The sequence below is a fragment of the Noviherbaspirillum sp. genome, from assembly GCF_036563305.1.
In the GTDB taxonomy this organism is placed as follows: Bacteria; Pseudomonadota; Gammaproteobacteria; order Burkholderiales; family Burkholderiaceae_D; genus Noviherbaspirillum.
Genome location: NZ_DATCMQ010000008.1, coordinates 223251 through 248892 on the forward strand (window position 1 = coordinate 223251; position 25642 = coordinate 248892).

At 65.5% G+C, this 25642-nt stretch carries 21 protein-coding genes; 20 read left to right on the top strand and 1 reads right to left on the bottom strand.

The genetic code is table 11. The annotated features are described in order from the left end of the window. Window positions 1–113 precede the first annotated feature (113 nt). The 17 genes from leuC (at window position 114) to VIM12_RS06800 (ending at window position 20255) form a co-directional block, all read left to right on the top strand. A complete protein-coding gene (gene leuC, locus VIM12_RS06720; RefSeq protein ID WP_331940845.1) occupies window positions 114–1517 on the top strand; it encodes a 3-isopropylmalate dehydratase large subunit in 1404 nt (467 codons plus the stop codon). A 23-nt stretch (window positions 1518–1540) separates the two neighbouring features. Further along, window positions 1541–1663 carry an entericidin A/B family lipoprotein gene (locus VIM12_RS06725; RefSeq protein WP_331940846.1) on the top strand — a complete coding sequence of 41 codons (123 nt, stop codon included), beginning with the start codon at window positions 1541–1543 and terminating at the stop codon, window positions 1661–1663. A gap of 41 nt (window positions 1664–1704) precedes the next feature. Beyond that, window positions 1705–2352, top strand: a complete 648-nt coding sequence (gene leuD / locus VIM12_RS06730; protein WP_331940847.1) for a 3-isopropylmalate dehydratase small subunit — start codon at window positions 1705–1707, stop codon at window positions 2350–2352. Between the two features lie 16 nt (window positions 2353–2368). After that, entirely contained in the window at window positions 2369–3439 is a 1071-nt protein-coding gene (leuB, locus tag VIM12_RS06735) for a 3-isopropylmalate dehydrogenase (RefSeq protein WP_331940848.1), read from the top strand. 34 nt (window positions 3440–3473) lie between these two features. After that, the gene (asd, locus tag VIM12_RS06740) at window positions 3474–4610 is read left to right on the top strand and encodes an aspartate-semialdehyde dehydrogenase (RefSeq protein WP_331940849.1); all 1137 of its coding nucleotides are present in this window, start codon (window positions 3474–3476) and stop codon (window positions 4608–4610) included. Window positions 4611–4865: 255 nt separating this feature from the next. Beyond that, the gene (locus tag VIM12_RS06745; protein WP_331940850.1) at window positions 4866–7880 is read left to right on the top strand and encodes a FimV/HubP family polar landmark protein; all 3015 of its coding nucleotides are present in this window, start codon (window positions 4866–4868) and stop codon (window positions 7878–7880) included. 397 nt (window positions 7881–8277) lie between these two features. Continuing rightward, window positions 8278–9081, top strand: coding sequence for a tRNA pseudouridine(38-40) synthase TruA (truA, locus tag VIM12_RS06750; protein WP_331940851.1), 804 nt, complete (start codon window positions 8278–8280; stop codon window positions 9079–9081). Window positions 9082–9117: 36 nt separating this feature from the next. After that, window positions 9118–9789 carry a phosphoribosylanthranilate isomerase gene (locus VIM12_RS06755; protein ID WP_331940939.1) on the top strand — a complete coding sequence of 224 codons (672 nt, stop codon included), beginning with the start codon at window positions 9118–9120 and terminating at the stop codon, window positions 9787–9789. A 16-nt stretch (window positions 9790–9805) separates the two neighbouring features. Then, entirely contained in the window at window positions 9806–11074 is a 1269-nt protein-coding gene (trpB, locus tag VIM12_RS06760) for a tryptophan synthase subunit beta (protein ID WP_331940852.1), read from the top strand. Window positions 11075–11189: 115 nt separating this feature from the next. Next, window positions 11190–11987, top strand: a complete 798-nt coding sequence (gene trpA / locus VIM12_RS06765) for a tryptophan synthase subunit alpha (RefSeq protein ID WP_331940853.1) — start codon at window positions 11190–11192, stop codon at window positions 11985–11987. A 93-nt stretch (window positions 11988–12080) separates the two neighbouring features. Further along, the gene (accD, locus tag VIM12_RS06770) at window positions 12081–12950 is read left to right on the top strand and encodes an acetyl-CoA carboxylase, carboxyltransferase subunit beta (RefSeq protein ID WP_331940854.1); all 870 of its coding nucleotides are present in this window, start codon (window positions 12081–12083) and stop codon (window positions 12948–12950) included. Between the two features lie 80 nt (window positions 12951–13030). Further along, the gene (gene folC / locus VIM12_RS06775; protein ID WP_331940855.1) at window positions 13031–14335 is read left to right on the top strand and encodes a bifunctional tetrahydrofolate synthase/dihydrofolate synthase; all 1305 of its coding nucleotides are present in this window, start codon (window positions 13031–13033) and stop codon (window positions 14333–14335) included. Window positions 14336–14392: 57 nt separating this feature from the next. Next, complete coding sequence (locus tag VIM12_RS06780) at window positions 14393–15250, top strand: SPOR domain-containing protein (RefSeq protein ID WP_331940856.1); 858 nt, start codon at window positions 14393–14395, stop codon at window positions 15248–15250. Beyond that, complete coding sequence (locus tag VIM12_RS06785; protein ID WP_331940857.1) at window positions 15250–15738, top strand: CvpA family protein; 489 nt, start codon at window positions 15250–15252, stop codon at window positions 15736–15738. Before VIM12_RS06780 ends, VIM12_RS06785 begins: the two co-directional genes overlap by 1 nt. A gap of 24 nt (window positions 15739–15762) precedes the next feature. After that, window positions 15763–17280, top strand: a complete 1518-nt coding sequence (purF, locus tag VIM12_RS06790) for an amidophosphoribosyltransferase (RefSeq protein WP_331940858.1) — start codon at window positions 15763–15765, stop codon at window positions 17278–17280. Between the two features lie 166 nt (window positions 17281–17446). After that, window positions 17447–18850 carry a DUF2868 domain-containing protein gene (locus VIM12_RS06795; RefSeq protein ID WP_331940859.1) on the top strand — a complete coding sequence of 468 codons (1404 nt, stop codon included), beginning with the start codon at window positions 17447–17449 and terminating at the stop codon, window positions 18848–18850. After that, window positions 18843–20255, top strand: a complete 1413-nt coding sequence (locus VIM12_RS06800; RefSeq protein WP_331940860.1) for a GTPase/DUF3482 domain-containing protein — start codon at window positions 18843–18845, stop codon at window positions 20253–20255. Before VIM12_RS06795 ends, VIM12_RS06800 begins: the two co-directional genes overlap by 8 nt. Window positions 20256–20543: 288 nt before the next feature. On the opposite strand, the gene VIM12_RS06805 is transcribed toward VIM12_RS06800, so the two are convergent. After that, the gene (locus VIM12_RS06805) at window positions 20544–21041 is read right to left on the bottom strand and encodes a response regulator (RefSeq protein ID WP_331940861.1); all 498 of its coding nucleotides are present in this window, start codon (window positions 21039–21041) and stop codon (window positions 20544–20546) included. A 320-nt stretch (window positions 21042–21361) separates the two neighbouring features. On the opposite strand from VIM12_RS06805, the gene VIM12_RS06810 reads away from it, so the two are divergent. The 3 genes from VIM12_RS06810 (at window position 21362) to VIM12_RS06820 (ending at window position 25640) form a co-directional block, all read left to right on the top strand. Further along, the gene (locus VIM12_RS06810) at window positions 21362–22612 is read left to right on the top strand and encodes a cystathionine gamma-synthase family protein (protein ID WP_331940862.1); all 1251 of its coding nucleotides are present in this window, start codon (window positions 21362–21364) and stop codon (window positions 22610–22612) included. A gap of 88 nt (window positions 22613–22700) precedes the next feature. Then, window positions 22701–24407 (top strand): GspE/PulE family protein, encoded by a 1707-nt coding sequence (locus tag VIM12_RS06815; RefSeq protein WP_331940863.1) that lies wholly within the window; start codon window positions 22701–22703, stop codon window positions 24405–24407. Between the two features lie 3 nt (window positions 24408–24410). Further along, window positions 24411–25640 (top strand): type II secretion system F family protein, encoded by a 1230-nt coding sequence (locus VIM12_RS06820; protein WP_331940864.1) that lies wholly within the window; start codon window positions 24411–24413, stop codon window positions 25638–25640. The last annotated feature ends 2 nt before the right edge of the window (window positions 25641–25642 follow it).

Genomic DNA, 25642 nt, shown 5'->3' on the forward strand with positions numbered 1-25642 from the left:
GCGGGCGTTTTTCATTCGGGGACGCGGTCCGCGCGGCTTGGTTTTGCGCCGCACAACTATGGCATAATCGAAGGCTGTTTTCACTGTTTCGCGCCGTTCCGCGCCCCTGCAACATGGCCCAAACGCTCTACGACAAACTCTGGGAGTCGCATGTCGTCCACACGGAAGAGGATGGCACCGCCATCCTGTACATCGACCGCCACCTGGTGCACGAAGTCACAAGCCCGCAGGCATTCGAAGGCCTGAAGCTGGCGGGACGGCGGCCTTGGCGCGTATCGGCCAATCTCGCCGTGGCGGACCACAACGTCCCCACCACCGATCGTGCCGGTGGTATTGCCGACCCGGTCTCGCGCCTGCAGGTCGAGACGCTGGACGCCAACACCAAGGAATACGGCCTTACCTATTTCAGCATGCGCGACAAGCGCCAGGGCATCGTTCATGTGATCGGACCGGAACAGGGTGCGACCCTGCCGGGCATGACCGTGGTGTGCGGCGACTCCCATACGTCCACGCACGGCGCCTTCGGCTGCCTTGCGCACGGCATCGGCACCTCGGAGGTCGAGCATGTGCTGGCCACGCAGACGCTGCTTGCGAAGAAGTCCAAGTCCATGCTGGTACAGGTCGACGGCGTGCTGCCGTTCGGCGTCAGCGCAAAGGATATCGTGCTGGCCGTGATCGGCAGGATCGGCACTGCGGGCGGCACCGGTTACGCGATCGAGTTCGCTGGTTCCGCGATCCGGTCGCTGTCGATGGAAGGACGCATGACCGTTTGCAACATGGCCATCGAGGCGGGCGCGCGCGCCGGCATGGTGGCGGTGGACGAGACCACGATCAATTACGTGAAGGGCAGGCCGTTCGCCCCGGTCGGACCGCACTGGGATCGCGCCGTCGAGTACTGGCGTACGCTGCACTCTGACCCCGGCGCACGCTTCGACATGGTCGTCACCCTGAACGCGGCGGAGATCAAGCCGCAGGTGACCTGGGGCACGTCGCCCGAAATGGTCGTCCCGATCGACGATCGCGTTCCGGACCCGGATCGGGAAAAGGACGCGGTCAAGCGCGATGCGATGGAAAAGGCCCTGGTCTACATGGGACTCGCGCCGAACACGGCGATGGCCGACATCCGGATCGACAAGGTATTCATTGGCTCCTGCACCAATTCCCGCATCGAGGACCTGAGGGCGGCCGCAGCCGTGGTGCGCGGCAAATACCGCGCCTCCAACGTCAAGCTGGCGATGGTGGTCCCCGGCTCCGGCCTGGTCAAGGAGCAGGCCGAGCGCGAGGGCCTGGACAGGATTTTCAGGGAAGCTGGCTTCGAATGGCGCGAGCCGGGCTGCTCGATGTGCCTCGCGATGAACGCCGACCGGCTGGAGCCGGGCGAGCGCTGCGCTTCCACATCGAACCGCAACTTCGAGGGACGGCAGGGACAGGGCGGCCGCACGCACCTTGTGTCGCCGGCCATGGCCGCCGCCGCCGGCATCAACGGCCATTTCGTGGATGTGCGCGCACTGCGCTGATCGCCGGCCAAGGGAGAAAAAAAATGAAGAAAATGTGTGTGCTGATGCTGTCTGTCTTCGTGCTCGCCGCCTGCAATACAGTGCAGGGCGTCGGCAGGGATGTGCAGAAGGTGGGCGAAGCGGTCGAGAACGCGGCCAGGAAGTAAATCATTGCGCCGTTGCGCACAACGGCGCGGAAGATCAGGATATGGATAAATTCACCCTACACGATGGCCTCGTGGCGCCGCTGGATCGCGCCAATGTCGATACCGATGCAATCATTCCGAAGCAGTTCCTGAAGTCGATCAAGCGCTCCGGTTTCGGCCCGAACCTGTTCGACGAATGGCGCTACCTCGATCACGGCGAACCCGGCATGGACAACAGCGGCCGACCGCTGAACCCCGACTTCGTGCTGAACCAGCCGCGCTATCAGGGCGCCTCCATCCTGCTCACCCGCAAGAACTTCGGCTGCGGCTCGTCGCGGGAGCATGCACCCTGGGCACTGGAGCAATACGGATTCCGGGCGATCATCGCTCCCAGCTTCGCCGACATCTTCTTCAACAACTGTTTCAAGAACGGCCTGCTGCCCATCGTGCTGTCGGAGAGCGAAGTGGACCAGCTGTTCAACCAGGTCAAGGCGTTCCCCGGCTTCCGCCTGGTGATCGACCTGGCCTCGCAGACGGTGTCCACGTCGGACGGCAGCGCGCGCTTCCCCTTTGAAGTCGACGCCTTCCGCAAGTACTGCCTGCTGAATGGCCTGGACGACATCGGACTGACGCTGCGCCAGGCAGACAAGATCCGTGCATTCGAAGAACGGCATCTCGCCGCCCAGCCATGGCTGGCCAATACGATCTAACCGCTGACAAGTAGACATGAAGATTGCAATCCTGCCAGGCGACGGCATCGGGCCCGAGATCATCGAACAGGCCGTTCGCGTTCTCAATGCGCTGGACGAGAAGTTCGAGATGGAGAGCGCCCCGGTCGGCGGCGCCGGCTACGAGGCGCATGGCCATCCGCTGCCCGAGGGCACGCTGAAGCTGGCAAAGGAAGCCGACGCGGTCCTGTTCGGCTCGGTCGGCGACTGGAAGTACGACACACTGGAGCGCGCGCTGCGGCCGGAGCAGGCGATCCTGGGCCTGCGCAAGAACCTGAACCTGTTCGCCAACCTGCGTCCCGCGATTCTGTACCCGGAACTGGCCGGCGCCTCCACGCTCAAAGCCGAAGTCGTTTCCGGCCTCGATATCCTGATCATTCGCGAACTGACCGGTGACATTTATTTCGGGCAGCCGCGCGGAGTTCGCACGGCGCCCGACGGGGCCTTCAAGGGCGAGCGCGAAGGTTTCGACACCATGCGCTATGCCGAGACCGAGATCAGGCGCATTGCCCATGTTGCATTCCAGGCCGCGCGCAAGCGCGGCGGACGCCTCACCAGCGTGGACAAGGCCAATGTCCTGGAAACCTTCCAGTTCTGGAAGGACATCGTGACCGACGTGCACAGGGAATACCCGGACGTCGCACTCGACCACATGTACGTCGACAATGCGGCGATGCAGCTCGTGCGCGCGCCGAAGAAGTTCGACGTGATCGTCACCGGCAATATGTTCGGCGACATCCTCTCGGACGCCGCGGCGATGCTGACCGGTTCCATCGGCATGCTGCCTTCCGCTTCGCTCGACGCCAGCAACAAGGGCCTGTACGAGCCGTCCCATGGTTCCGCGCCCGACATTGCCGGCAAGGGCGTGGCCAATCCGCTGGCCACCATCCTGTCGGCTGCCATGATGCTGCGCTTCTCGCTGAACCGCGCGGAACAGGCCGACCGGATCGAGGCCGCCGTCAAGCGAGTGCTGGCGCAAGGGCTGCGTACGCCGGACATCTTCGAGGAAGGCACCACGAAGGTCGGCACGAAGGAGATGGGCGACGCGGTCGTGAAGGCGCTGGCCTGAACTGTTTTTTGAATTGAAATCGAGGGAGATTATCGTGAAGTTAGTTGGTCTGGTGGGATGGCGCGGGATGGTGGGCTCGGTCCTGATGCAGCGCATGCAGGAAGAGGGCGATTTCGCCCATATCGAGCCGGTGTTCTTCTCGACTTCCAATGCTGGCGGCAAGGCGCCGGCAATGGCGAAGAACGAGACCACGCTCAAGGACGCCAACAACATCGATGAGCTCAAGAAGTGCGAGATCATCATCACCTGCCAGGGCGGCGACTACACCACCGAGATCTTCCCGCAGCTTCGCGCGGCGGGATGGAACGGCTACTGGATCGATGCCGCGTCCACGCTGCGGATGAAGGACGACGCGATCATCGTTCTCGACCCCGTGAACCTCGACGTGATCAAGAATGCGCTGTCGCGCGGCGTGAAGAACTACATCGGCGGCAACTGCACCGTGTCCTGCATGCTGATGGGTCTCGGCGGCCTGTTCCAGCAGGACCTGGTCGAGTGGATGACGTCGATGACCTACCAGGCTGCATCGGGCGGCGGCGCGCAGCACATGCGCGAGCTCCTGACGCAGTTCGGATCGATCAATGCCGAAGTCAAAGCGCTGCTCGACGACCCGGCATCCGCCATCCTGGAGATCGATCGTAAGGTACTGGCAAAGCAGCACGGAATGAGCGCCGACGAGACCCGCCAGTTCGGCGTGCCGCTTGGCGGCAACCTGATTCCTTGGATCGACAAGGATCTCGGCAACGGCGTCTCGCGCGAAGAGTGGAAGGCTGGCGCCGAGACCAACAAGATCCTCGGTCGCGGCGAGTCGTTCGGCGCTGCTGCAAAGGCAGCTGTGCCCGTCGACGGCCTGTGCGTGCGCATTGGCGCGATGCGTTGCCATTCCCAGGCGCTGACCATCAAGCTGCGCAAGGACGTGCCGCTGGATGAGATCGAAGGCATCATCGCCGAGACCAACCAATGGGCAAAGGTGGTGCCGAACAACCGCGAGGCATCGATGAAGGACCTGACGCCGGCGGCCGTCACCGGCAGCCTCACGATCCCGGTCGGTCGCCTGCGCAAGATGCAGATGGGCGGCGAGTACCTGTCCGCATTCACCGTCGGCGACCAGTTGCTGTGGGGCGCGGCCGAACCGCTGCGCCGGATGCTGCGTATCGTGCTCGAGAAGTAAGCACCCGGAAGGAAGCCCGCAGGGCCTGCTGCAGACGGAACGTCAGATCGTGCAGCAGGCCCTTGTCACGTCGTCAATGTGCGGCGTTGACGCTTTGTTCAGAATCCGTAGCACATCAGTGTGGCTTTTGTCCATGTTGCTAACTTGGTTACACTTGCGCCCCTAAGTCCATGATGATATGGTGAAAGTTCCTCGATCAATGTTAAATTGCGCGGTACTTCTGCCTATCCCAGACACGCACACGGAATGCCCTCTATGCCCTCCAATCTGCATCCAGACAAACGCCCGGCGCGCGGCTCGTTCAGCCTGAAGACGATCAGCGCGGCCGTCGTTTCGGCGCTGGTCTTCTCCAATGCGTATGCCGCTGGCCTTGGCAGACTCACTGTTCTCTCCCCGCTCGGGCAACCGCTGCGCGCCGAGATCGAGCTGACCTCGGTATCCAAGGACGAAGCCGGCAACCTGGTGGCGAAGCTGGCTTCACCGGAGGCCTTCCGTCAAGCGAACATCGACTACAGCAACGTCCTCGGCACGCTGCAGTTCGCCGTCGAGCAGCGCGGCGACCGGCAGTTCATCCGCGTCAGTTCGACGCAGCCGCTGAACGAGCCATTCGTCGACATGCTGCTTGAACTGTCCGGTCCGCATGGTCGCCTGGTGCGAGAGTACACTTTCCTGCTCGATCCGGCCGACCTGCGTGGCACCCAGTCCGCGCAAGTTGCGCCCGTTCCGGTACCGGCACGGACGCAGCAGAATGCCGCTGCCGCATCCCGGCCTGCACCCGCTGCATCTACTGCACCCGCTGCGCCGACCGCGCGCCGCAGTGAAGCCGCACCTGCGCCGCGAGCGGAACGCCAGACGCCTGCCGCGCCGGCCGGCGGCGCCGAGCAATATCAGGTTCGCAACGGCGACACGCTGGCGCGTATCGCAAGCCAGGTCAGGCCAAGTGGCGTCTCGCTCGACCAGATGCTGGTAGCGTTGTATCGCAACAACCCCGATGCCTTTGCCGGACAAAATATGAACCGGCTGCGCGCGGGCCAGATTTTGTCGGTACCGGATGCCGACGCCGCCAGGAGCGTCAGTGCCGATGAAGCGCGCCGCGTCGTCGTCGCGCAGTCCGCGGACTTCAACAACTATCGCAGCAAGCTCGCCGGCCAGGTTGCCGAATCGACGGCACAACAGACTGCCGGCGCCCGCCAGGGTGCGGGCGGCAAGATCACGGCAAGCGTGGAGGAGCGCGCCACACCGGCCTCCGAAGCAAAGGACAAGCTCAAGCTGTCGAACGCTGCGGCTGCCGGCGCCGCCAGCTCCGAAGACCTGATCGCCAGGGACAAGGCGCTGGCGGAAGCCACTGCCCGCGTCAAGGAGCTCGAGCGTAACGTGAGCGATCTCCAGAAACTGCTGGAGATCAAGAACAAGAACCTCGCCGACCAGCAAAAGCAGGCCGACGCCGCCAATGCCGCTGCACCGGCCGCAGCCGCTGCAGCAAGTGCGCCGGCTGCCGCACCTGCTGCTTCGGCCGCACCGTCCGCCCCGGTGGCCGCAGCCGCGAACGACGCGCCTGCCGGGACGCCTGCCGCCGGGAAGCCGGCCACGGAAGCGCCGGCCGCAGAACCGCCGGTCGCCGAGAAGCCGGCGGATACCGCCGGATCGGACAAGCCCGCTGCCGACAATGCTGCTCCGGCGGCTGCCGCCGTCGCCGCCGCCAAGCCTGCGGCGCCGAAGTCCGAGGCCGCCGCGGCGCCCGTGCCGGCCGTGGAACCGAGTTTCGTGGACAGCCTGCTCGAGAACCCGCTGCTCCTTCCCGGCCTCGGCGCGCTCCTGGTTGCGCTCGGCGGCGCGGGTATCTACCGCGCCCGGCGCCAGAAGCAGAGCAAGCAGTTCGAGGACAGCCTCATCACCGATTCCAGCCTCAAGGCCAACTCGCTGTTCGGCTCCACCGGCGGACAGAACGTCGATACCAACAACAGCGTCTTCAATTCGAGCTTCTCGCCGTCGGCCAGCCAGCTCGACACCAACGAGGTTGATCCGGTCGCCGAAGCCGACGTCTACATCGCTTATGGCCGCGACGCGCAGGCGGAGGAGATCCTGAAGGAGGCACTGCGCACGCAGCCGGAGCGACATGCCGTGCGGGTCAAGCTGCTCGAGATCTATTCGAACCGCAAGGACCTGCGTGCATTCGAGGTGCTCGCCACCGAGCTCTACGGCATGACCAAGGGCGAGGGCGACGAGTGGGCCCAGGCAGCTGCCATGGGTGCCGCGATCGATCCGGGCAATCCGCTGTACGGGAACGCGAAGACGGCGCCTGCAGGTGGAGAAGCATCGACCGTGCTCGCCGTACCAACCCAGCCGCTGGACGAGCAGGGACTGGCGACGCTGCTGGCCGAGACCCAGACCGACACCGGCGGACTCGACGCGGATAATACGCTGGAGACGGATTCGTCGTATTTCAGTAACACCTCCCTGGCCGCAGGCGACGGCGAACAGCCGATGCAGTTCGAGTCCAAGCTCCCTGAGCTTGACCCCGTTCCGGCTGCTGCGCCTGAGGCGAAGGCTTCGTCGAACGATCTCGATTTCGACCTGGAAGGGATGAACCTGCCGGACATGGCGGTACCGAACACGATTCCGCGGCCGATGCCGGCAGAACCGCCGGCAGAAATCGCCTCCATCGATTTCGACTTCCTCGATGATCCTGTGCTGCCGAAGGTCGCCAGTGAGCCGGCGCCGGCAACGGCGTCCGTTCAGCCGGAAGTGCTCAACCCGGGCAATCTGGATTTCGATATTCCCGAACTGCCGACCTCGGCGCAAGCGCCGGCGCAGATCGAGGATGTGACGATTCCCGAGATCCAGGACCTGTCGTTCTCGCTGAAGGATGATGCATCCTTTGATCTGCCGCCGGTCGCACCGGTAGCCGATGTGGGAACGCAGCTTGCCGATGTGACGCCGCTGGAGATTGACATTCCGGGGCTGCCCGAGACACCGGCCGCCGATGCCAAGCTTGAACCGGCCGCAAGCAATCCGATGGATTTCGACCTGTCCGGCATCAGCCTGGAGTTGAGCCCGGCCGGCGGCAGCGCCGATTTCGGCCTGGACGAATTCAGCGGCAGCGTGTCGGCTTCCGCCGTCGCGGAGATGGCGACCAAGCTGGACCTGGCGATCGCCTACCAGGAGATCGGCGACAAGGAAGGCGCGCGTGAACTTCTGGACGAAGTGCTGAAGGGCGGCACGCCCGAGCAAAGCGAACGGGCAAAGTCCCTGCTGCTAGAGCTCGCCTGATTTTTCAGCCATCAAACGACGGGCGCGGCGCCATGCCTGCGCCCGTTTTTTCTTTGCGTGGCGGGATTCGCCGCGGTGCATGCGGCGAGCTAGCTGCGACGGGTGGGGCCGGCATCCGGCTTGCAAGGCAGGGCAGTGCGCGTATGACAGAGGTTGTCGCGTCCGACCTGCAACCGCAGATGCAGGAATGGACGGGCTGGACTGGGGAGGATAGTTCTTGGGGGTCGCAGCGACCATCGCGGAGCGCTGCGGCCGCCGCCCCGCGACGGCACAGCCCAGGGCAGCGGAAGCCGCTTTGGCGATCTCCGGCCTGCCTTTTGCAAAGCGGCGCATGCATGGCGGAGGGGTAGCAGAGGCGCTGCGGATCCCGCAGATACGGAAATGAACTGGAGCTGAATTGAGAAGGATTGCCCTTGGAGTCCAGTACGATGGACTGCCCTGGCACGGCTGGCAGACGCAGCCCGGCGGCGGCACGGTGCAGGACACCCTGGAAGCTGCGCTGGAACGTTTCGCACTGACGAGGATTGCCACCACCTGCGCCGGTCGGACCGACGCCGGCGTGCATGCGCTGGAACAAGTGGTGCATTTCGACACCAGCCTGGATCGGGAAACGTTTTCATGGGTGCGTGGCGTGAATGCCTTCCTGCCGCCCTCGATTGCCGTGCGCTGGGCGGCCGAGGTGGCGGGGGGCGACGACGGGTTTCACGCGCGATTCAGCGCGACGTCACGCACCTATCACTATCTCCTCTACAATCACCCGGTACGCTCGCCGCTGCTGAGCGGGAAAGCCGGATGGGTGTTCCGGTCGCTCGATATCGAACGGATGCGGGCCGGCGCTGCCTTTCTGATTGGCACGCACGATTTCTCCGCGTTCCGCGCCGCCGAATGCCAGGCCCGGTCGCCGGTCAAGCAGATGCAATCGATCCGGCTGGTGCGCGAGGGCGACATGCTGATCATCACCCTGACGGCAAGCGCTTTCCTGCATCACATGGTACGCAACATCGTTGGGTCGCTGGTCGTGGTCGGCAACGGCAACCAGGAGCCGGAATGGATACGGACAATCCTGGAGGGGCGCGACCGCAGCCGGGCAGCGCCCACCTTCATGCCGGACGGCCTGTATCTCGGCAGCATCGGCTATGCAGGCAAATGGGCGCTGCCGCAGGAAGAGCGGGCCAGCGTTCCCTGGTTGCAGGGAAGGTAAGCCGACAGCCCGATTGATCTGAAGCACCACATGCAAATGACATCAAGAACCCGAATCAAGATCTGCGGCCTGCGCGCACCGGAAGACGTGCGGACAGCGGTGGAGGCTGGCGCCGATGCCATCGGCCTCGTTTTCTATCCAGGCAGCCCGCGGCACATCGACGCCGCCGCAGCCGCCTCGCTTGTGGCCGGGCTGCCGCCGTACGTGACCGTCACCGGCCTCTTCGTCAATGCCTCCCGGGCCGACGTCGACGCCGTCGTACGCCAGGTGCCGGTCGGCCTGCTGCAATTCCACGGTGATGAAAGCGTCGCCGATTGCCAGGCCATTGCCGCGGCGGTCAACCTGCCTTTCATGCGGGCGCTGCGGGTCGGACGCGATATGGGGCCGGTTGATTTGCTAGAATACGAACGCACGTACCGTGCCGCCGGCCGGCATTTTTCCGGCCTGTTGCTCGACGCCTTCGTCGACGGCTATGGCGGTGGTGGAAAGGTTTTCGATTGGTCTCTCATTCCAAAAGAGCTCGCGCCTCGGGTCGTTTTGAGTGGTGGCTTGAACGCACGCAACGCCATTGAGGCGGTGCATCGCGTACGTCCCTATGGGGTCGATGTCAGCAGTGGCGTGGAACGCGCCAAGGGCATCAAGGATCCCTTACTCATCCGGGAATTCATCGAGGCGGTGCGCCATGCAGACGCCTCGCAGAGCGAATAGACAGAGAGCCACATCCATGAAAGAACTGCATCCGCTGGAGCATGCCGCCGAGCGCCAGCCGCTCGGCCAGAGCGCCATCTACCAATCCGCCCAGTATCACCTGCCCGACTCGCGCGGCCATTTCGGCCCGTACGGCGGCAGCTTCGTCTCCGAGACGCTGACCCACGCCCTGGACCAGTTGAAAGAGGGCTACGCGCGCTACCAGCGCGACCCGGAATTCCTCGCCGAGTTCGAGAACGAGCTCAAGCATTTCGTCGGCCGCCCGAGCCCGATCTACCACGCAAAGCGCTGGTCCGAGATGATGGGTGGCGCCCAGATCTACTTCAAGCGCGAGGACCTCAACCATACCGGCGCCCACAAGATCAACAACGTGATCGGCCAGGCCCTGCTTGCCAAGCGCATGGGCAAGCCACGCGTGATTGCCGAAACCGGCGCCGGCCAGCACGGCGTCGCCACTGCCACGATCTGCGCGCGCTTCGGCCTGGAATGCGTGGTCTACATGGGCAGCGAGGACGTCAAGCGGCAGGTGCAGAATGTCTACCGGATGGAGCTGCTCGGCGCGAAAGTGGTGCCGGTGGAATCCGGCTCGAAGACACTGAAGGATGCGCTGAACGAGGCGATGCGCGACTGGGTCACCAATGTCGAAAACACCTTCTACATCATCGGCACGGTGGCGGGTCCGCACCCGTATCCGATGATGGTGCGCGATTTCCAGTCGGTGATCGGCAAGGAGTGCCTGGTGCAGATGCCCGAGATGACGGGGCGCCAGCCGGATTATGTGGTCGCCTGCATCGGCGGCGGCTCCAATGCGATGGGCATCTTCTACCCTTATATCGACCAGCAGCAGGTCCACCTGGTCGGCGTGGAAGCCGCCGGCGACGGGCTGGACACGGGACGCCATTCGGCTTCGCTGATCGCCGGTTCGCCCGGGGTCCTGCACGGCAACCGCACCTACCTGCTGCAGGACGAGAACGGCCAGATCATCGAGACCCATTCGGTGTCCGCCGGCCTCGACTACCCCGGGGTGGGACCGGAACACGCGTACCTGAAGGACTCCGGCCGCGCCAGCTATGTGTCGGTGACGGATGACGAGGCGATCGAGGCGTTTCACAATTGCTGCCGCATCGAGGGGATCATCCCCGCGCTGGAATCCAGCCATGCGCTTGCCCACGCCGCAAAGCTTGCCGCGACGCTGCCCACGGACAAGATCGTCCTGGCCAACCTGTCCGGGCGCGGCGACAAGGACATGCATACCGTGGCGGAACGCATGAAAAAGCCGTTCTGATCCGTCCACTTCCAGATGTAGCGATAACAAGCGTTGCCCGAAAAGACTGCCGGCGCCGTTGCATGCGGCGCCGGCCCGTCATCCCGGTCAGCCGATAACGAGCCGAGCCGAAACCATGTCCCGAATCCAAACCACACTGTCGTCGCTGGCCGCGGAAAGCCGCAAGGGCCTGATTCCTTTCATCACCGCCGGCGATCCCGCCCCTGAACTCACCGTGCCGCTGATGCATGCTCTGGTCGCGGGCGGCGCCGACATCATCGAACTGGGCGTCCCTTTTTCCGATCCAATGGCTGACGGTCCGGTCATCCAGCGTGCTTCGGAGCGCGCGCTCGCGAACGGCGTCGGACTGAAGCAGGTGCTGCAGTTCGTCCGCGAATTCCGCCAGAGCAACCAGGCGACCCCGGTAGTCCTGATGGGCTATGCCAATCCGATCGAAAGGATGGGCGCTGCCACCTTCGTGGACGCCGCCGCACAGGCCGGCGTCGACGGCGTGCTGGTGGTCGACTATCCGCCGGAAGAATGCGAGGAGTTCGCGGGCCTGCTGGCCGGGAAGTCGATGGATCTCATCTTCCTGCTGGCGCCGACCTCGACCGAAGAGCGCATTGCCCAGGTCGGCAGGATTGCCAGCGGCTATGTGTACTACGTATCGCTGAAGGGCGTGACCGGTTCAGGCCACCTCGACCTGGAGGCGGTCGGCAGCAAGATTCCGGAAATCAGGAAGCATGTGAAGGTGCCGGTGGGCGTGGGCTTCGGCGTACGCGACGGCGAAACGGCGCGGGCAATCGCCTCGGTCTCGGACGCGGTCGTCATCGGCAGCCGCATCATCCAGGAGCTCGAGAACACGCCGCGGGAACGCGCCGTGCAAGCCGTGCAGGATTTCATTTCCGGCATCCGTGCGGCGCTGGACAAGTGAGCTGCGCGCGCCGGCCGCCGCTAAAAGGCGTTATTGGCGCGGAGCAATGCGGACGGTACAATGCCGCAACCCGAAAATCGACAAGAGGACTTCATGAGCTGGCTTGAGAAACTGCTACCCCCGCGCATACAGCGTTCGTCGACGAACCGCCGTTCGGTGCCCGAGGGGCTGTGGGTCAAATGCCCGTCCTGCGAAGCAGTGCTGTACCGGACCGACCTGGAGAGCAACCTTCACGTCTGCCCGAAATGCGACCATCACATGCGTATTCGCGCCCGTGAGCGCCTGGACGGGCTGCTCGACGCGGGCGGTCGCTACGAGATCGGCCAGGAGGTGCTGCCGGTCGATACGCTGAAGTTCAAGGACAGCAAGAAGTATCCGGACCGCCTCAAGGATGCGATGGAAGGCACCGGCGAGACCGATGCCATGGTCGTGATGGGCGGCGCGATCATGACCGTGCCGGTGGTGGTCGCCTGCTTCGAATTCGAATTCATGGGCGGCTCAATGGGCTCCGTGGTCGGCGAGCGCTTCGCGCGCGGCGCCCAGGCGGCGCTGGAGCAGAAGGTGCCGTTCATCTGCATCACGGCGACCGGCGGCGCCCGCATGCAGGAAGGCCTGCTGTCGCTGATGCAGATGGCGAAGACGACCTCGATGCTGACCAAGCTGGCGGAAAAGAAGTTGCCCTTCATCTCGGTGCTCACCGACCCGACCATGGGCGGCGTCTCCGCGTCGTTTGCCTTCATGGGTGACGTGGTGATCGCCGAGCCGAAGGCGCTGATCGGGTTTGCCGGGCCGCGCGTGATCGAGAACACGGTGCGCGAGAAGTTGCCGGAAGGGTTCCAGCGGGCGGAATTCCTGCTGCAGAAGGGCGCGATCGACATGATCGTCGACCGCCGCAAGATGCGCGAGGAGATCGCCCGCCTGCTGGCGCTGCTGCAGAACCAGGCGGCCGAAGTCGTGTCCTGACCGTCGCCGCGACGCCCGTTCCGCAAGCCCGGACTGCGTGTGTCCGGGCTTTTTGCTTTCTGAATGAGAGGATGCTTTCGATGCAAACCCTTCCCGCCACGCTGCACGACTGGCTCGTGCTGCTCGAAACCATGCACCCGAAGGCGATCGACCTCGGCCTGGAGCGCGTCGCCACGGTGAAAGACCGGCTGGGCATCGCCTTCGACTGCCCCGTGATCACCGTGGGCGGCACCAACGGCAAGGGTTCGACCTGCGCCATGCTCGAATCCATCCTGCTCCAGGCAGGCTACCGTGTGGGCTTGTACACCTCGCCGCACCTGATCGATTTCAATGAGCGCGCCCGCATCAATGGCGACGCTGCCAGCGACGCGGCGCTGGTCGAGCAGTTCGCCGCGGTCGAGGCGGCACGCGGGGACGTATCCCTGACCTATTTCGAATTCACGACGCTTGCCATCCTGCGGCTGTTCGGACAGGCGGGGCTGGATGCGGTGATCCTCGAGGTCGGTCTCGGTGGCCGCCTGGATGCCGTCAATGTGATTGATGCCGATGTGGCGATCGTCACCAGCGTCGACATCGACCATATCGAATATCTCGGCGACACCCGCGAGAAGATCGGCTTCGAGAAGGCGGGCATCTACCGGCCGGGCAGGGCCGCAATCTGCGGCGACCCGGTCCCGCCCCAGTCCCTGATAGCCCATGCCAATGCCATCGGTGCCGACCTCTGGTTGTTCGGCAAGGATTTCAACTATTCGGGCGACAAGCAGCAATGGAATTACGGCGGGCGCGGGCAGCGCCGCAATTCGCTGGGCTACCCCAGCCTGCGCGGCGCCAACCAGCTCCTCAATGCGTCGGCCGCGCTGGCCGCGCTCGAGGCGCTGCGCAGCCGGCTGCCGGTCGGCGCGCAGGAAGTGCGCAACGGGCTGGTGATGGTCGAACTCCCGGGTCGCTTCCAGGTGCTGCCGGGCCGGCCAAGCGTGATTCTCGATGTCGCCCACAATCCGCACGCCGCCGCCACACTGGCCCAAAACCTCGACAACATGGGCTTCCATCCCTATACCTGGGCCGTGTTCGGCGCGATGCAGGACAAGGATGTGGCCGGGGTCATCGCGCAGCTCAAGGACAGGGTCGATCACTGGTGCCTGACCGACCTTCCGTTGCCGCGCGCCGCGAGCGCGGAATCGCTGCGCGCGGCGCTCGCCGCCGCGGGCGTCACAGCCGATGCGACCGCGGGTGCGGAACGCTCGGTGCAGGTGTTCCCGACCCCGCAGGAAGCATTCGCATATGCAAGAAGCCGGGCGGGGGAGAATGATAGAATTGCGGTTTTCGGATCCTTCCTGACCGTTGCCGGCGTCATGGAAGGCATGCGTGCCAGGCGTAGCGCGTGAACCGATGTTTTTTTGATCACGGCAGCGACCGATCCACCTCGACAGTACTTTTTTCGCATGAGCTTGTTCTCGTTTTTCCGTAAAAACAAGCAGGAATCCGATACGGACGACAGCACGTTCTATTCCCGCGCCGAGGAAGACTCGAAGGCCGCGCGCAGCCGGCGCAGCGGCGGCCGCAGCCGCGGCAAGGAGGAGGCCGCGGATCCGGTCCTGCCCGAGAAGAAGCGCGCGCGGCGGCGGCTGATCGGCGCTGTCGCACTGGTACTGGCCGCGGTGATCGGATTGCCGATGATCCTCGACACCGAACCCCGTCCGCTCGGGGACGACATCGTCATCCAGATCCCCTCCAAGGACAAGCCCGCGACGCCCGCCGCTCCCGCGCCGGCCGCGCCGGTCGCAGGCGACGGCAAGTCGCCCGACGTGAGCGCCGGCCTCGACGAACGGGAAGAGGTGATGGAACCCGCTTCCGCGCCTCCGAAGGCGGCGCCGACTGCTTCGGCCAGACCCGAAGCGGCCGCTGGGCGGCCCGAGCCGAAGAAGGAGTCCGAGAAGCCTGCCGCCGCCCCCGCGGTGGCGAAAGCCGAGCGCAAGCCGGAGCCGAAGCCAGCGGAAGCCTCGCAGGAGGACGCCCGGGCGAAGGCGTTGCTTGAAGGCAAGCCCGATCCGAAGGCGGAAAAAAAAGATTCGACGAAATATGTAATCCAGGTGGCGGCACTTGCGACCAAGGACAAGGTCAATGAGCTGCAAGCCAAGCTGAAGACCGCCGGCATCAAGTCGTACACCCAGACCGTCGCCACCGCATCCGGGGAACGCACCCGCATCCGGGTCGGTCCCTTCCCCAGCAAGGACGAGGCGGAGAAGGTACGGGCCAGGATCGTCAACATCGGACTGAACGGAACCCTGGTTCCCGCCTGATGACGATCTTCGACTACCTGGTGTTGTTCGTGCTGATTTGCTCGATCATCATCAGTACCCTGCGCGGCCTTGTCAAAGAGATCTTGTCCCTGCTGAGCTGGATCATATCTCTCATGGTGGCCAACGCCTACGGCGAACCGCTCGCGGTTCTGCTGCCCGATGCAATCCCGGGCGGCACGATGCGGCTGATCGTTGCCTTCATTGCCCTGTTCATCGGGGTGCGCCTGCTGATGCTGCTGCTGACGATGGCGCTGGACGCGATGATCAAGGCCAGCGGGCTGACGCTGGCGGACCGCGGGCTCGGCGGCCTTTTCGGCCTCGGCCGCGGGATGGTACTGGTACTGGCGGTCGTGATGGTGTGCGGGATGACGGCGCTGCCGCAGCAGCCGTTCTGGAAGGAAGCCCTGTTCAGCCCGCTGGCAGTAACCGCGGCGCGCACCGTCAAGCCGTTCCTGCCCGGCGATTTTGCCAGGCACGTGCAGTTTTAAATTTGTTCTGTTGAGGAGTCCACCATGTGTGGCATTGTAGGCGTTGTTTCCCACGGTCCGGTCAACCAGCTGATCTACGATGCGCTGCTGCTGCTCCAGCATCGTGGCCAGGATGCCGCCGGCATCGCGACCAGTCACGGCAATACATTCTCGATGTACAAGGCGAACGGCCTAGTGCGCGACGTCTTCCGCACCCGCAACATGCGTTCGCTGCCCGGCAATGCGGGCATCGGCCAGGTCCGCTATCCGACCGCCGGCTCCGACAGTGCGGAAGAGGCGCAGCCGTTCTACGTCAATGCGCCGTTCGGCATCATCCTTGCGCATAACGGCAACCTGACGAACTGGGAACAGCTCAAGATCGAGATGTTCAAGAACGACCGCCGCCACATCAACACCGATTCCGACTCCGAAGTCCTGCTGAACGTGCTCGCGCACGAGATCCAGCAGGCGACGACCGGCTACTCGCTCGATCCGTCGGCGCTGTTCAAGGCGGTATCCGTGCTGCACAAGCGCGTCCGCGGTTCCTATGCGGTCGTGGCGCAGATCGCCGGTCACGGCCTGCTGGCCTTTCGCGACCCGTTCGGCATCCGTCCGCTATGCATCGGCTTCAACGAGACCGATCAGGGCACCGAATACGTCGTGGCCAGCGAGTCCGTGGCCCTCGAGGGCCTCGGCTTCCGCTTCCTGCGCGACGTGCTGCCCGGGGAGGCGATCTTCATCGACCTCGACGGCCGGCTGTACAACCAGCAATGCGCGGACAATCCCACGCTCACGCCCTGCGCGTTCGAGTTCGTCTACCTTGCCCGGCCTGATTCCGTCATCGACGGCGCGTCGGTCTATGCATCCCGCCTGAAAATGGGCGAATACCTGGCGGAGAAGGTCCGCCGCGAAATGTCGGCAGGCGACATCGACGTGGTGATGCCGATCCCCGACTCATCGCGCCCGGCCGCCATGGAGCTCGCGCTCAAGCTGAACCTGCAATACCGCGAGGGTTTCATCAAGAACCGCTACATCGGCCGCACCTTCATCATGCCCGGGCAGGCGCTGCGCCGCAAATCGGTGCGCCAGAAGCTCAACGCCATCGGCAGCGAGTTCAAGGGCAAGAGCGTGCTGCTGGTCGACGACTCGATCGTGCGCGGCACCACCAGCCGCGAGATCGTGCAGATGGCGCGGGACTCCGGCGCCCGCCGCGTCATCTTTGCGTCGGCTGCGCCCCCGGTCATGTATCCGAACGTCTACGGCATCGACATGCCGAGCCGGAACGAGCTGATCGCCCACGGCCGCAGCGAAGAGGAAGTGTGCCGCGAGATCACCGCCGACGCGCTGGTGTACCAGGATATCGACGCGCTCAAGCGCTCGATCTCGGACGTCAACCCGCAGCTCAAGAACTTCGAGGCGTCCTGCTTCGACGGCTGCTACATCACCAACGACATCTCGCGGGACTACCTCGACCGCATCGAACTGGCCCGCAACAATCCCAAGCCGTCGAGCGAAGACACCGTCCGTTCGCAGCTGAACCTGAACCTGGCGCGCGTCGACTGAAGAGCCGGCGCTTGCCGCAGCAAGCCCGCCGCCGAAAGGCCGCGGGCTTTTTTATCGGCTGCAGCGGGAACGGCATGCGAAGGGCCGGGGGCTGTCATGACAAAAAGTTATAATGGTCCGACCGTCAATTCCCAGTCCCGACCCGGACCGGATTCTGCCCGTACACGTGAACGACACCCACCGGCTAGAGGCATTGCTCGTTGCAGAAACCGTCCGGCTCATCGAGGCGGAGGCGCCGTTCGACGATACGGAAGCCAACCGGCATGCAGCGGCGGCCGGCGGCGACCGCGAACACCGCTTGCTGGCGCGCGCCGCCATACTGGGCCGGCGCCTCGGGCTGCAGCAGCAGTTGCAGTCGATGCGCGCCCGCGCAGCCGTCGCCTGGGCTCTTCTGGCAGGGCTGGTCTTCCTTGTCGGTGTCGGCCTCGTCCAGGGATTGCTGGGCGACGGCAGGACCATCAATGCGATGCTTGCCTTCACCGGCGCGCTCGGCATGCACTTCCTGACCCTCGCGCTATGGTTGCTCGGCCTGCTGTCCGGCGCGATGCCGGGTGCGGCATTCGCTCCCGCGACCGCCCGTCTTTCCTTCGGCAACCTGCTGCTGCGGCTTGCCGCCCGTCGCGGCGGACGGCATGGCGCCCGGCAGCCGCAACTGCTTGCGGCAGTTTGGTCGATGCTGGGGCGCGCCAGGATGCTGCCCTGGGTGTTCGGCCTGGTCAGCCATACCGTGTGGAGCGCCGCCTTCGTACTGGCGCTGGCCGGACTGTGGTTCATGTTCTCGTTCCGCGAATACCGCCTGACCTGGGAGACCACCATCCAGAGCAGCCAGTTCTTCATCGGCTTTATCGACACCAGCGGGCAGCTGCCGCGCATGCTGGGCTTTCCCACGCCCGGCACGGCCGATCTCGCGGGCGGGGGCGCCGGCGCCCAACGCGCGCTCGCCTGGTGGCTGATGGGATGCGTCTTCACCTATGGCTTGCTGCCGCGCCTGTTGCTGGCGGCGGTTTCCGCGATGGTCGTCGCGCACCGACGCGCGCGTCTTCGGCTCGATACCGCCGACCCGTATTACCGCACGCTGCTGGCGCGCATCGACGAAATGGGGCGGACGGTGGTGGTCGATCCGGACCGCACGACCGGTCCGGCCGTGGCAGCGATGCCTGTAACCGCCGCCGGGGACGAGCGGTCGCAGGCGCTGGTCGGCTTCGAACTGCCTCCCGACGCCGACTGGCCGCCGCCGGGACTCGGACAGGCGGCGGCGCTGTCCGTCAACGTCTCCGGCGCAGGGGACCAGCTTCGCGAAGCCCTGGACCGGCTGGGCCTGCTGCGTCCCGCGCGCATCCTGGTCGTCTGCAATCAGGCCGCATCGCCGGACCGCGGCACCGCGCGCTTCCTGCGCCAGGCGGCCGCCTGCGGCGGCAGTATGTCGCTGCTCCTGCTGCCGGTGCGCGGCGGCGACGCGACGCATGTACGTCGCTGGAAGACGTGGCTCGCCGACAGCGGGCTGGAGATCCTGCGCCCGTTCGAGGATGCCGGTGCCGCCTCGGCCTGGCTGGAGGGATGCGATGAATAAGCCGGTTCGCATCGCGGTGGTCGGGCATACCAATGCCGGCAAGACTTCGCTGCTCAGGACGCTGATGCGCATGGGGGCGTTCGGCGAGGTGTCCGACCGCCCGGGGACCACCCGCCACGTTGAAGCCGGTGAAGTGCGCGGCGACGGCGGCGGCGCCATCCGTTTCTTCGATACGCCCGGACTGGAGGATGCCGTCGCGCTGTCGGAATACCTGCACGGGCTCGGCGCTCACCTGACGCCGCCGGACCGCGTACGGCGCTTCCTCGCGGGTCCGGAAGCCAGCGGCGTGTTCGAGCAGGAAGCCAAGGTGCTGCGCACGCTCCTCGATGTCGACGCGGCACTGTACGTCCTCGATTCGCGCGAAGCGGTGCTGCCCAAGTACCGGGCCGAGATGGACATACTGAGCTCCTGTGCGCGTCCCATCCTGCCAGTCCTCAATTTCACCGCCGCGGCGCAGGCCAGACTGGCGGACTGGCAGCAGGTGCTGCCCGAACACAAGCTGCATGGATCGGTCTCCTTCGACGCGGTTGCGCCGTCCCGCGGGGCAGAGGAGGCGCTGTATCGCGCGATGGTGTTCCTGCTGCCGTCGCGCAGGGAGGATCTGCAGGCGGTCTGGGACGACATCCGACAGCAGGTCGTCGAAAGGCGCGACGCCGCGTGCCGCCTGATCGTTCAGGCGCTGGTCGACCTGGCGGCGCTGCGGCGCGAGGCGCCGAAGCAGGACGTGGTCGACGAAGGCGGCAGGCAACGGCTGCTGGCTATCCTGCGCGAAGCCGCGTTGCGTCGCGTCCGCAAGGCGGTCAGCGACATGCTGACGATCTATGGCTTCCAGCGCGACGAGGTGGACGAGACCTTGTTGCCCTGGACCGCGGGGCGCTGGGAGGCGGACCTGTTCAACCCGGCAGTGCTGCGCGAGGCCAGCATGAAGCTGGGCGCAGGCGCCGCCATCGGCGCGGCGGTCGGTCTGGCCGCCGATGCCGCCCTGGCAGGCTTGTCGCTTGGCGCAGGCATGACCATCGGCGCGGCGGTGGGCGGCATCGCCAGCCAGGGTTTCGGCGCGCTTGGCCGCAAGCTGGCGAACATCGCGCGCGGCGTCACCGAACTGTCGCTGGAGAACGAAGTGCTCTGGGTCGCCGCGCGGCAGCTGTTTGCGCTGCAGGCCGCGCTCGAACGGCGCGGTCATGCGGCCCAGGACAGGATCCATGCAGCCGAGGCGGCCGACGCGACGACCGATGCCCTGCTCAGGAAGCTGGTGGCGGCCTTGCAGCCGGCTCGCGGCTACGCACTGCCGGCGGGCGAAGTGAGGCGGTCTGATCCCAGGCTCGCTGCACTGGCCGCGACTTTGCAACCGGCCGCACGGGAGGTGGCCGCGCGCATGATCGCCCCGGACGCCGGCGCAAGCTGAGGCGGGGAGGGAGCGTTCCGCTCGCCCGGGGCGGCTTTGCTGCGTGACGGCCGGCCCCGATCGCGGCGTGGCAGACGCTTGCCCATCCTCGTCATTCGGTTCGGCCGTTGGCCGGCACCCGCGACCCGGGCATGCCGCTGTCCCCGGCTTTCCTCATGCCCGCATTGGTCCGGTAGCCCCGCGACGCCGCGGACGACGGCATTGCCCGGGCAACCGCTTCCGCCCGGCCCAGCGGCTGGCCCGTCGCAAGCAATTGCAGCGCGCATCGCCGCCTCGGCCCCATGACCGTCAACCAGCAGCACTCTCGCCTTCCTGCCGCCTTTCCGGCGGTTGACAGGCGTGTCCCCCGGGCAGGGCCGCTCCGGCGTCGCCCATCGACGCGGCCGCCGCCGGCAGCACCAGGAAGCGGGCCGCCTCGCGCATGAAGGCCTCGGGATCGAGCGGCCTGCCGATGCAGCCGTCGAAGCCCGCCGCGAGGAGTGCTTCGCGTTCGGCAGGCACATCCAGGGGGACGACCGCAAGGGCGGGAATGTCGTGCAGGGACGGGTCGTCCCTGAGCGCCCGGATCAGGTCGCGCCCCTCGGAGCGCGCCCGGTGGAGATCGCAGACGACGAGGGCAGGACGCTGGTCGCGCGCGGAGGCGAGTCCCTGCTGGTCGTCGACCGCGGGCAGCGCCGCGTAGCCCGAGGCCTCCAGCAGGTAGACCAGCAGCTCCATGCTCGCGGGGTCGTCCTCGACGAGCAGTACATGTTGCGTCGCTTGCGCATTTCCTTCGAGGCGACCCATGGCCATTCTCCCTCGCGTGGATGCCGTGCCACGCGCCGGCACGGCCGTCGCCCCTCCCTGCAGCGCACGGGAGAGCGGTGCGTCGCGGCCGGCCGCGGCACTGCCAGCTGCTAGGAGTGCGGGGAGGGCAATAAGTGCAAAAATATCGCCCGGACCGCGGGCCGCCGGTTCTGCAAACACCGGTTTTGCGTTAGGATGACGAGGCGCCGATTTGGACCTGATTGCGGGCGCTGGGCAATTGCCCGAAACAAGTACAGCTAAACGGAGAAGGAAACCATCGACCCGTTTTCAGGCCATCTGGACGGGTTTTTTTATTGATCATGAACGACACCAAGAAATTCGGCTTTACCACCACCATCCTGCACAGCGACCGCCAGAAGCCGGTGGAGCACGGCTCGCTGCACAAGCCCATCCATACCTCGGTGGCATTCGGCTACCGCGACGCGCGGCAGCTCGCCGAAGTCTTCCAGGGCAAGCAGCCCGGCTATCGCTACGGTCGCCAGGGCAACCCCACCGTGAACGCGCTGGAGGATAAGGTCACCCGCATGGAGCAGGGCGTGGCAACCATCTGCTTCGCCACGGGCATGGCCGCCATCGGCGCCATCGTGCAGGCGCTGCTGCGGGAAGGCGACCATGTGGTGTCGTCCGCCTTCCTGTTTGGCAATACCAACAGCCTGTGGCAGACCGTCAATGGGCAGGGCATCCGGGTGTCGATGGTCGACGCGACCGACGTCGCCAATGTCGAAGCCGCGCTCACGCCGCAGACCCGCGTGGTGTTCGTCGAGACCATCGCCAATCCGCGCACGCAGATCGCCGACCTGAAGCGCATCGGCCAGCTGTGCCGCGACCGCGGCATCCTCTATGTGGTCGACAACACGATGACTTCGCCCTACCTGTTCCGCCCGAAGATGGTCGGGGCCGGCCTGGTCGTCAATTCGATGACCAAGTCCATCGGCGGCCACGGCATTGCGCTGGGCGGCAGCCTGACGGATACCGGCCTGTTCGACTGGACACGCTTTCCCAACATCATCGAGACCTACAAGCGCTACGTGCCGGCCCAGTGGGGCATGGCGCAGGTGCGCGCCAAGAGCCTGCGCGATTTCGGTGCCTCGCTCGGCCCCGAAGCCGCCCATCATCTTGCGGTCGGCGCCGAGACCATGGCCTTGCGGATGGAGCGGGAGTGCGCGAACGCGCTTGCCGTGGCACGCATGCTGGAGGCCGATCCGCGGGTGGCCGCGGTGTACTATCCCGGCCTTGCGTCGCACCCCCAGCATCGTCTCGCGTCGGAACTGTTTTCCGGTTTCGGCAGCCTGTTCAGCTTCGAGCTGAAGGACGGCATCGACTGCTTCGACTACCTGAACCGGCTGTCCCTCGCGATCCCCGCCAGCAATCTCGGCGACACGCGCACGCTGGTCATCCCGGTCGCGCACACCATCTTCTTCGAAATGGGGCCGGAACGACGCGCGAGCATGGGCATCGCCGAGTCCCTGATCCGGGTATCGGTCGGCATCGAGGACACCGAGGACCTGGTCGGCGATTTCCGCCAGGCGCTCGATGAGATTCACGGCTGATTGCCAAAATTCCCAATAAAAACAATTCGCTAGGGAAATTGAATCTGGCTAAAATACGCGGGTAATTCAACGCCAGTAAGGAGCGCGTATGGCCCGGCCGGAAAAGGTCCGCCTCGGTGAAATTCTCGTCCAGCAGAAGCTGCTGTCGGAAGAGCAACTGCAATTTTCGTTGGGCGAGCAGAAGCGGACCGGGCGCAAGCTCGGCAGGGTGTTCATCGAGAACGGCTTCGTTTCGGAAGAGCAGATCTCGGGCGCGCTGGCCCGGCAGCTCAACATCCCTTACATCAATCTCAAGTTCTACAACATCAACCCGGACGTCGTGCGCCTGCTGCCGGAGACGCAGGCACGGCGCTTTCGCGCAATTGCGCTGGAAGACCGCGGCGGCCAGCTGCTGGTCGGCATGGCCGATCCGACAGACTTGTTCGCCTATGACGAAATAGCACGGTCGGCGCGTCGCAGCATCGAGCTGGCGGTGGTCACCGAGGGCGAGCTGCTGCAGGCCATCGACCGCATCTACCGGCGCACCGACGAGATCACCGATCTCGCGCGCGAGCTGGAGCAGGAGCTTGGCGACAGCAATGTCGAATTCGGCGGGCTGGCCGGCGGCACCACCGGCAATGAAGACGCGCCCGTGGTCAAGCTGCTGCAGTCGGTGTTCGACGACGCCACGCAGGTGCGCGCCTCCGACGTGCATATCGAGCCGCAGGCCGAGCGCCTGCAGATCCGCTTCCGCATTGACGGCGTGCTCCACCTGCAGACCGAGGCCGATATCAAGATCGCATCCTCGCTCGCGCTGCGCCTGAAGCTGATGTCCGACCTCGACATTTCCGAGAAGCGCCTGCCGCAGGACGGCCGCTTCGCGATCAAGGTGCGCAACCAGCAGATCGACGTGCGTATCTCGACCATGCCGACCCAGCACGGCGAGTCGATCGTGATGCGATTGCTGAACCAGGGCGGCGGCATGCTCAAGCTGGATGCGATCGGCATGCCGGCGGGGATGGTCGCCCGCTTTCGCGCGATCCTGCAGCGACCCAACGGCCTGGTGCTGGTCACCGGTCCGACCGGCAGCGGCAAGACCACCACGCTCTATGGCGCGCTGGCCGAGCTGAACTCGATGGAACGCAAGCTGATCACCGTCGAGGATCCGGTGGAGTACCGGCTGCCCGGCATCAACCAGGTGCAGGTCAACGAGAAGATCGAGCTCAGCTTCGCCCGCGTGCTGCGCTCCGCGCTGCGCCAGGACCCGGACGTGCTGCTGGTGGGCGAGATGCGCGACCAGGAAACCGCGCAGATCGGCATGCGCGCGGCGCTGACCGGCCACCTGGTGCTGTCCACCCTGCACACCAACGATGCGGTCAGCACGCCGGTACGGCTGATGGACATGGGCATTCCTCCCTACATGGTCGCCACCTCCCTGCAGGCGGTGCTGGCCCAGCGCCTCGTCAGGGTGATCTGCGAAAGCTGCACCCAGCCCTACCAGCCCAAGCCGAACGAACTCGAATGGCTGAAATCCGAACTCGGCGACACGGCGGGCGCGCGCAAGTACTTCCACGGACGCGGCTGCACGCATTGCAACGGCACCGGCTACCGCGGGCGCACCGGCGTCTACGAGATGCTCGAGATGACGGAAGCGGTTTCCGAGGCGGCCAACCAGCAGGATCCGGGCAACTTCATCCGCGTCGCCTCGGCGCAGATGGCGGGACAGACCCTGCGCCGCCATGCGGTCGCGCTGGTCGTCGCCGGGCGCACCACGGTGCTCGAGGCCATGCGCGTCAGCAACCAGTTCGAGGAATAAGCGTTGCCCTATTTCGCATACAAGGCCAGGAATGCCCGCGGCGAACTGCTGAGCGGCGTGCTGGAAAGCGCGGACACCAACGCCGCCGCCGACCAGCTGTTGTCGACCGGCGTGACGCCGGTCGATATCGCGCAGACCAGCAAGCCGGCGACCGGCAAGGATGGCGGGGTGATGGCCAGGCTGTTCGAGGAAAAGATCCGCCCTATCGACGTCCAGCTGTTCAGCCGCCAGATGTACACGCTGCTCAAGTCCGGCGTGCCGATCTTCCGCGGGCTGGCCGGCCTGCAGGAATCGGCGATCAACAAGTCCTTCGGCAAGGTGCTGCAGGACCTGCGCGAGAGCCTCGACGCCGGACGCGAGCTGTCGGCCTCGATGCGCCGCCATCCCGACGTGTTTTCCGCGTTCTACGTGAGCATGGTGCGGGTGGGCGAGATGACGGGCCGCCTCGACGAGATCTTCCTTCGGCTGTTCAATCACATGGAATTCGAGCGGGAGATGCGCGAGCGCGTCAAGTCGGCCACCCGCTACCCGCTGTTCGTCGCCATCGCCATCGTGATTGCGCTGGCGGTGGTCAACATCTTCGTGATCCCTGCGTTCACGAACGTCTACGCCAACTTCAAGGCGGAACTGCCGCTGATGACGCGCGCGCTGATCGCGGTCTCCAACTTCACCGTGCACTACTGGCCGGTGCTGCTGGCCATCGTCGCCGGCGGGTTGATCGGCTTCAGGCTGTACATCGGCACGCCCGCCGGGCGCTTCAAGTGGGACCGCCTGCGTTTGCGCATGCCGCTCGCGGGCAGCATCATCCACAAGGGCACCCTGGCGCGCTTTGCGCGCAGCTTCTCGCTGGCTTCCAGGAGCGGGGTGCCGGTGGTGCAGGCGCTCAGCACCGTTGCCAAGGTGGTCGACAACGCCTACCTCGCCAGCCGCATCGAGCAGATGCGCGACGGCGTCGAGCGCGGCGAGAGCGTGCTGCGCACCGCCACCACCACCGGCGTGTTCACCCCCATCGTGCTGCAGATGATCGCGGTTGGCGAGGAGACCGGCGAGATCGACGACCTGATGGACGAGGTCGGGGGCATGTACGAGCGCGAGGTCGAATACGAGATCAAGACCCTCAGCGCACGCATCGAGCCCATCCTGCTGGTCTGCCTCGGCGTCCTGGTGCTGGTGCTGGCGCTCGGCATCTTCCTGCCGATCTGGGACCTGGGGAAGGCGGCGTTCAGCAGATGACG

Coding starts and splice junctions, on each gene's coding strand:
- leuC (WP_331940845.1), top strand. CDS start 114: ATGGCCCAAACGCTCTACGACAAACTCTGGGAGTCGCATGTCGTCCAC.
- VIM12_RS06725 (WP_331940846.1), top strand. CDS start 1,541: ATGAAGAAAATGTGTGTGCTGATGCTGTCTGTCTTCGTGCTCGCCGCC.
- leuD (WP_331940847.1), top strand. CDS start 1,705: ATGGATAAATTCACCCTACACGATGGCCTCGTGGCGCCGCTGGATCGC.
- leuB (WP_331940848.1), top strand. CDS start 2,369: ATGAAGATTGCAATCCTGCCAGGCGACGGCATCGGGCCCGAGATCATC.
- VIM12_RS06745 (WP_331940850.1), top strand. CDS start 4,866: ATGCCCTCCAATCTGCATCCAGACAAACGCCCGGCGCGCGGCTCGTTC.
- VIM12_RS06755 (WP_331940939.1), top strand. CDS start 9,118: ATGACATCAAGAACCCGAATCAAGATCTGCGGCCTGCGCGCACCGGAA.
- trpB (WP_331940852.1), top strand. CDS start 9,806: ATGAAAGAACTGCATCCGCTGGAGCATGCCGCCGAGCGCCAGCCGCTC.
- trpA (WP_331940853.1), top strand. CDS start 11,190: ATGTCCCGAATCCAAACCACACTGTCGTCGCTGGCCGCGGAAAGCCGC.
- accD (WP_331940854.1), top strand. CDS start 12,081: ATGAGCTGGCTTGAGAAACTGCTACCCCCGCGCATACAGCGTTCGTCG.
- folC (WP_331940855.1), top strand. CDS start 13,031: ATGCAAACCCTTCCCGCCACGCTGCACGACTGGCTCGTGCTGCTCGAA.
- VIM12_RS06780 (WP_331940856.1), top strand. CDS start 14,393: ATGAGCTTGTTCTCGTTTTTCCGTAAAAACAAGCAGGAATCCGATACG.
- VIM12_RS06785 (WP_331940857.1), top strand. CDS start 15,250: ATGACGATCTTCGACTACCTGGTGTTGTTCGTGCTGATTTGCTCGATC.
- purF (WP_331940858.1), top strand. CDS start 15,763: ATGTGTGGCATTGTAGGCGTTGTTTCCCACGGTCCGGTCAACCAGCTG.
- VIM12_RS06800 (WP_331940860.1), top strand. CDS start 18,843: ATGAATAAGCCGGTTCGCATCGCGGTGGTCGGGCATACCAATGCCGGC.
- VIM12_RS06805 (WP_331940861.1), bottom strand. CDS start 21,041: ATGGGTCGCCTCGAAGGAAATGCGCAAGCGACGCAACATGTACTGCTC.
- VIM12_RS06810 (WP_331940862.1), top strand. CDS start 21,362: ATGAACGACACCAAGAAATTCGGCTTTACCACCACCATCCTGCACAGC.
- VIM12_RS06815 (WP_331940863.1), top strand. CDS start 22,701: ATGGCCCGGCCGGAAAAGGTCCGCCTCGGTGAAATTCTCGTCCAGCAG.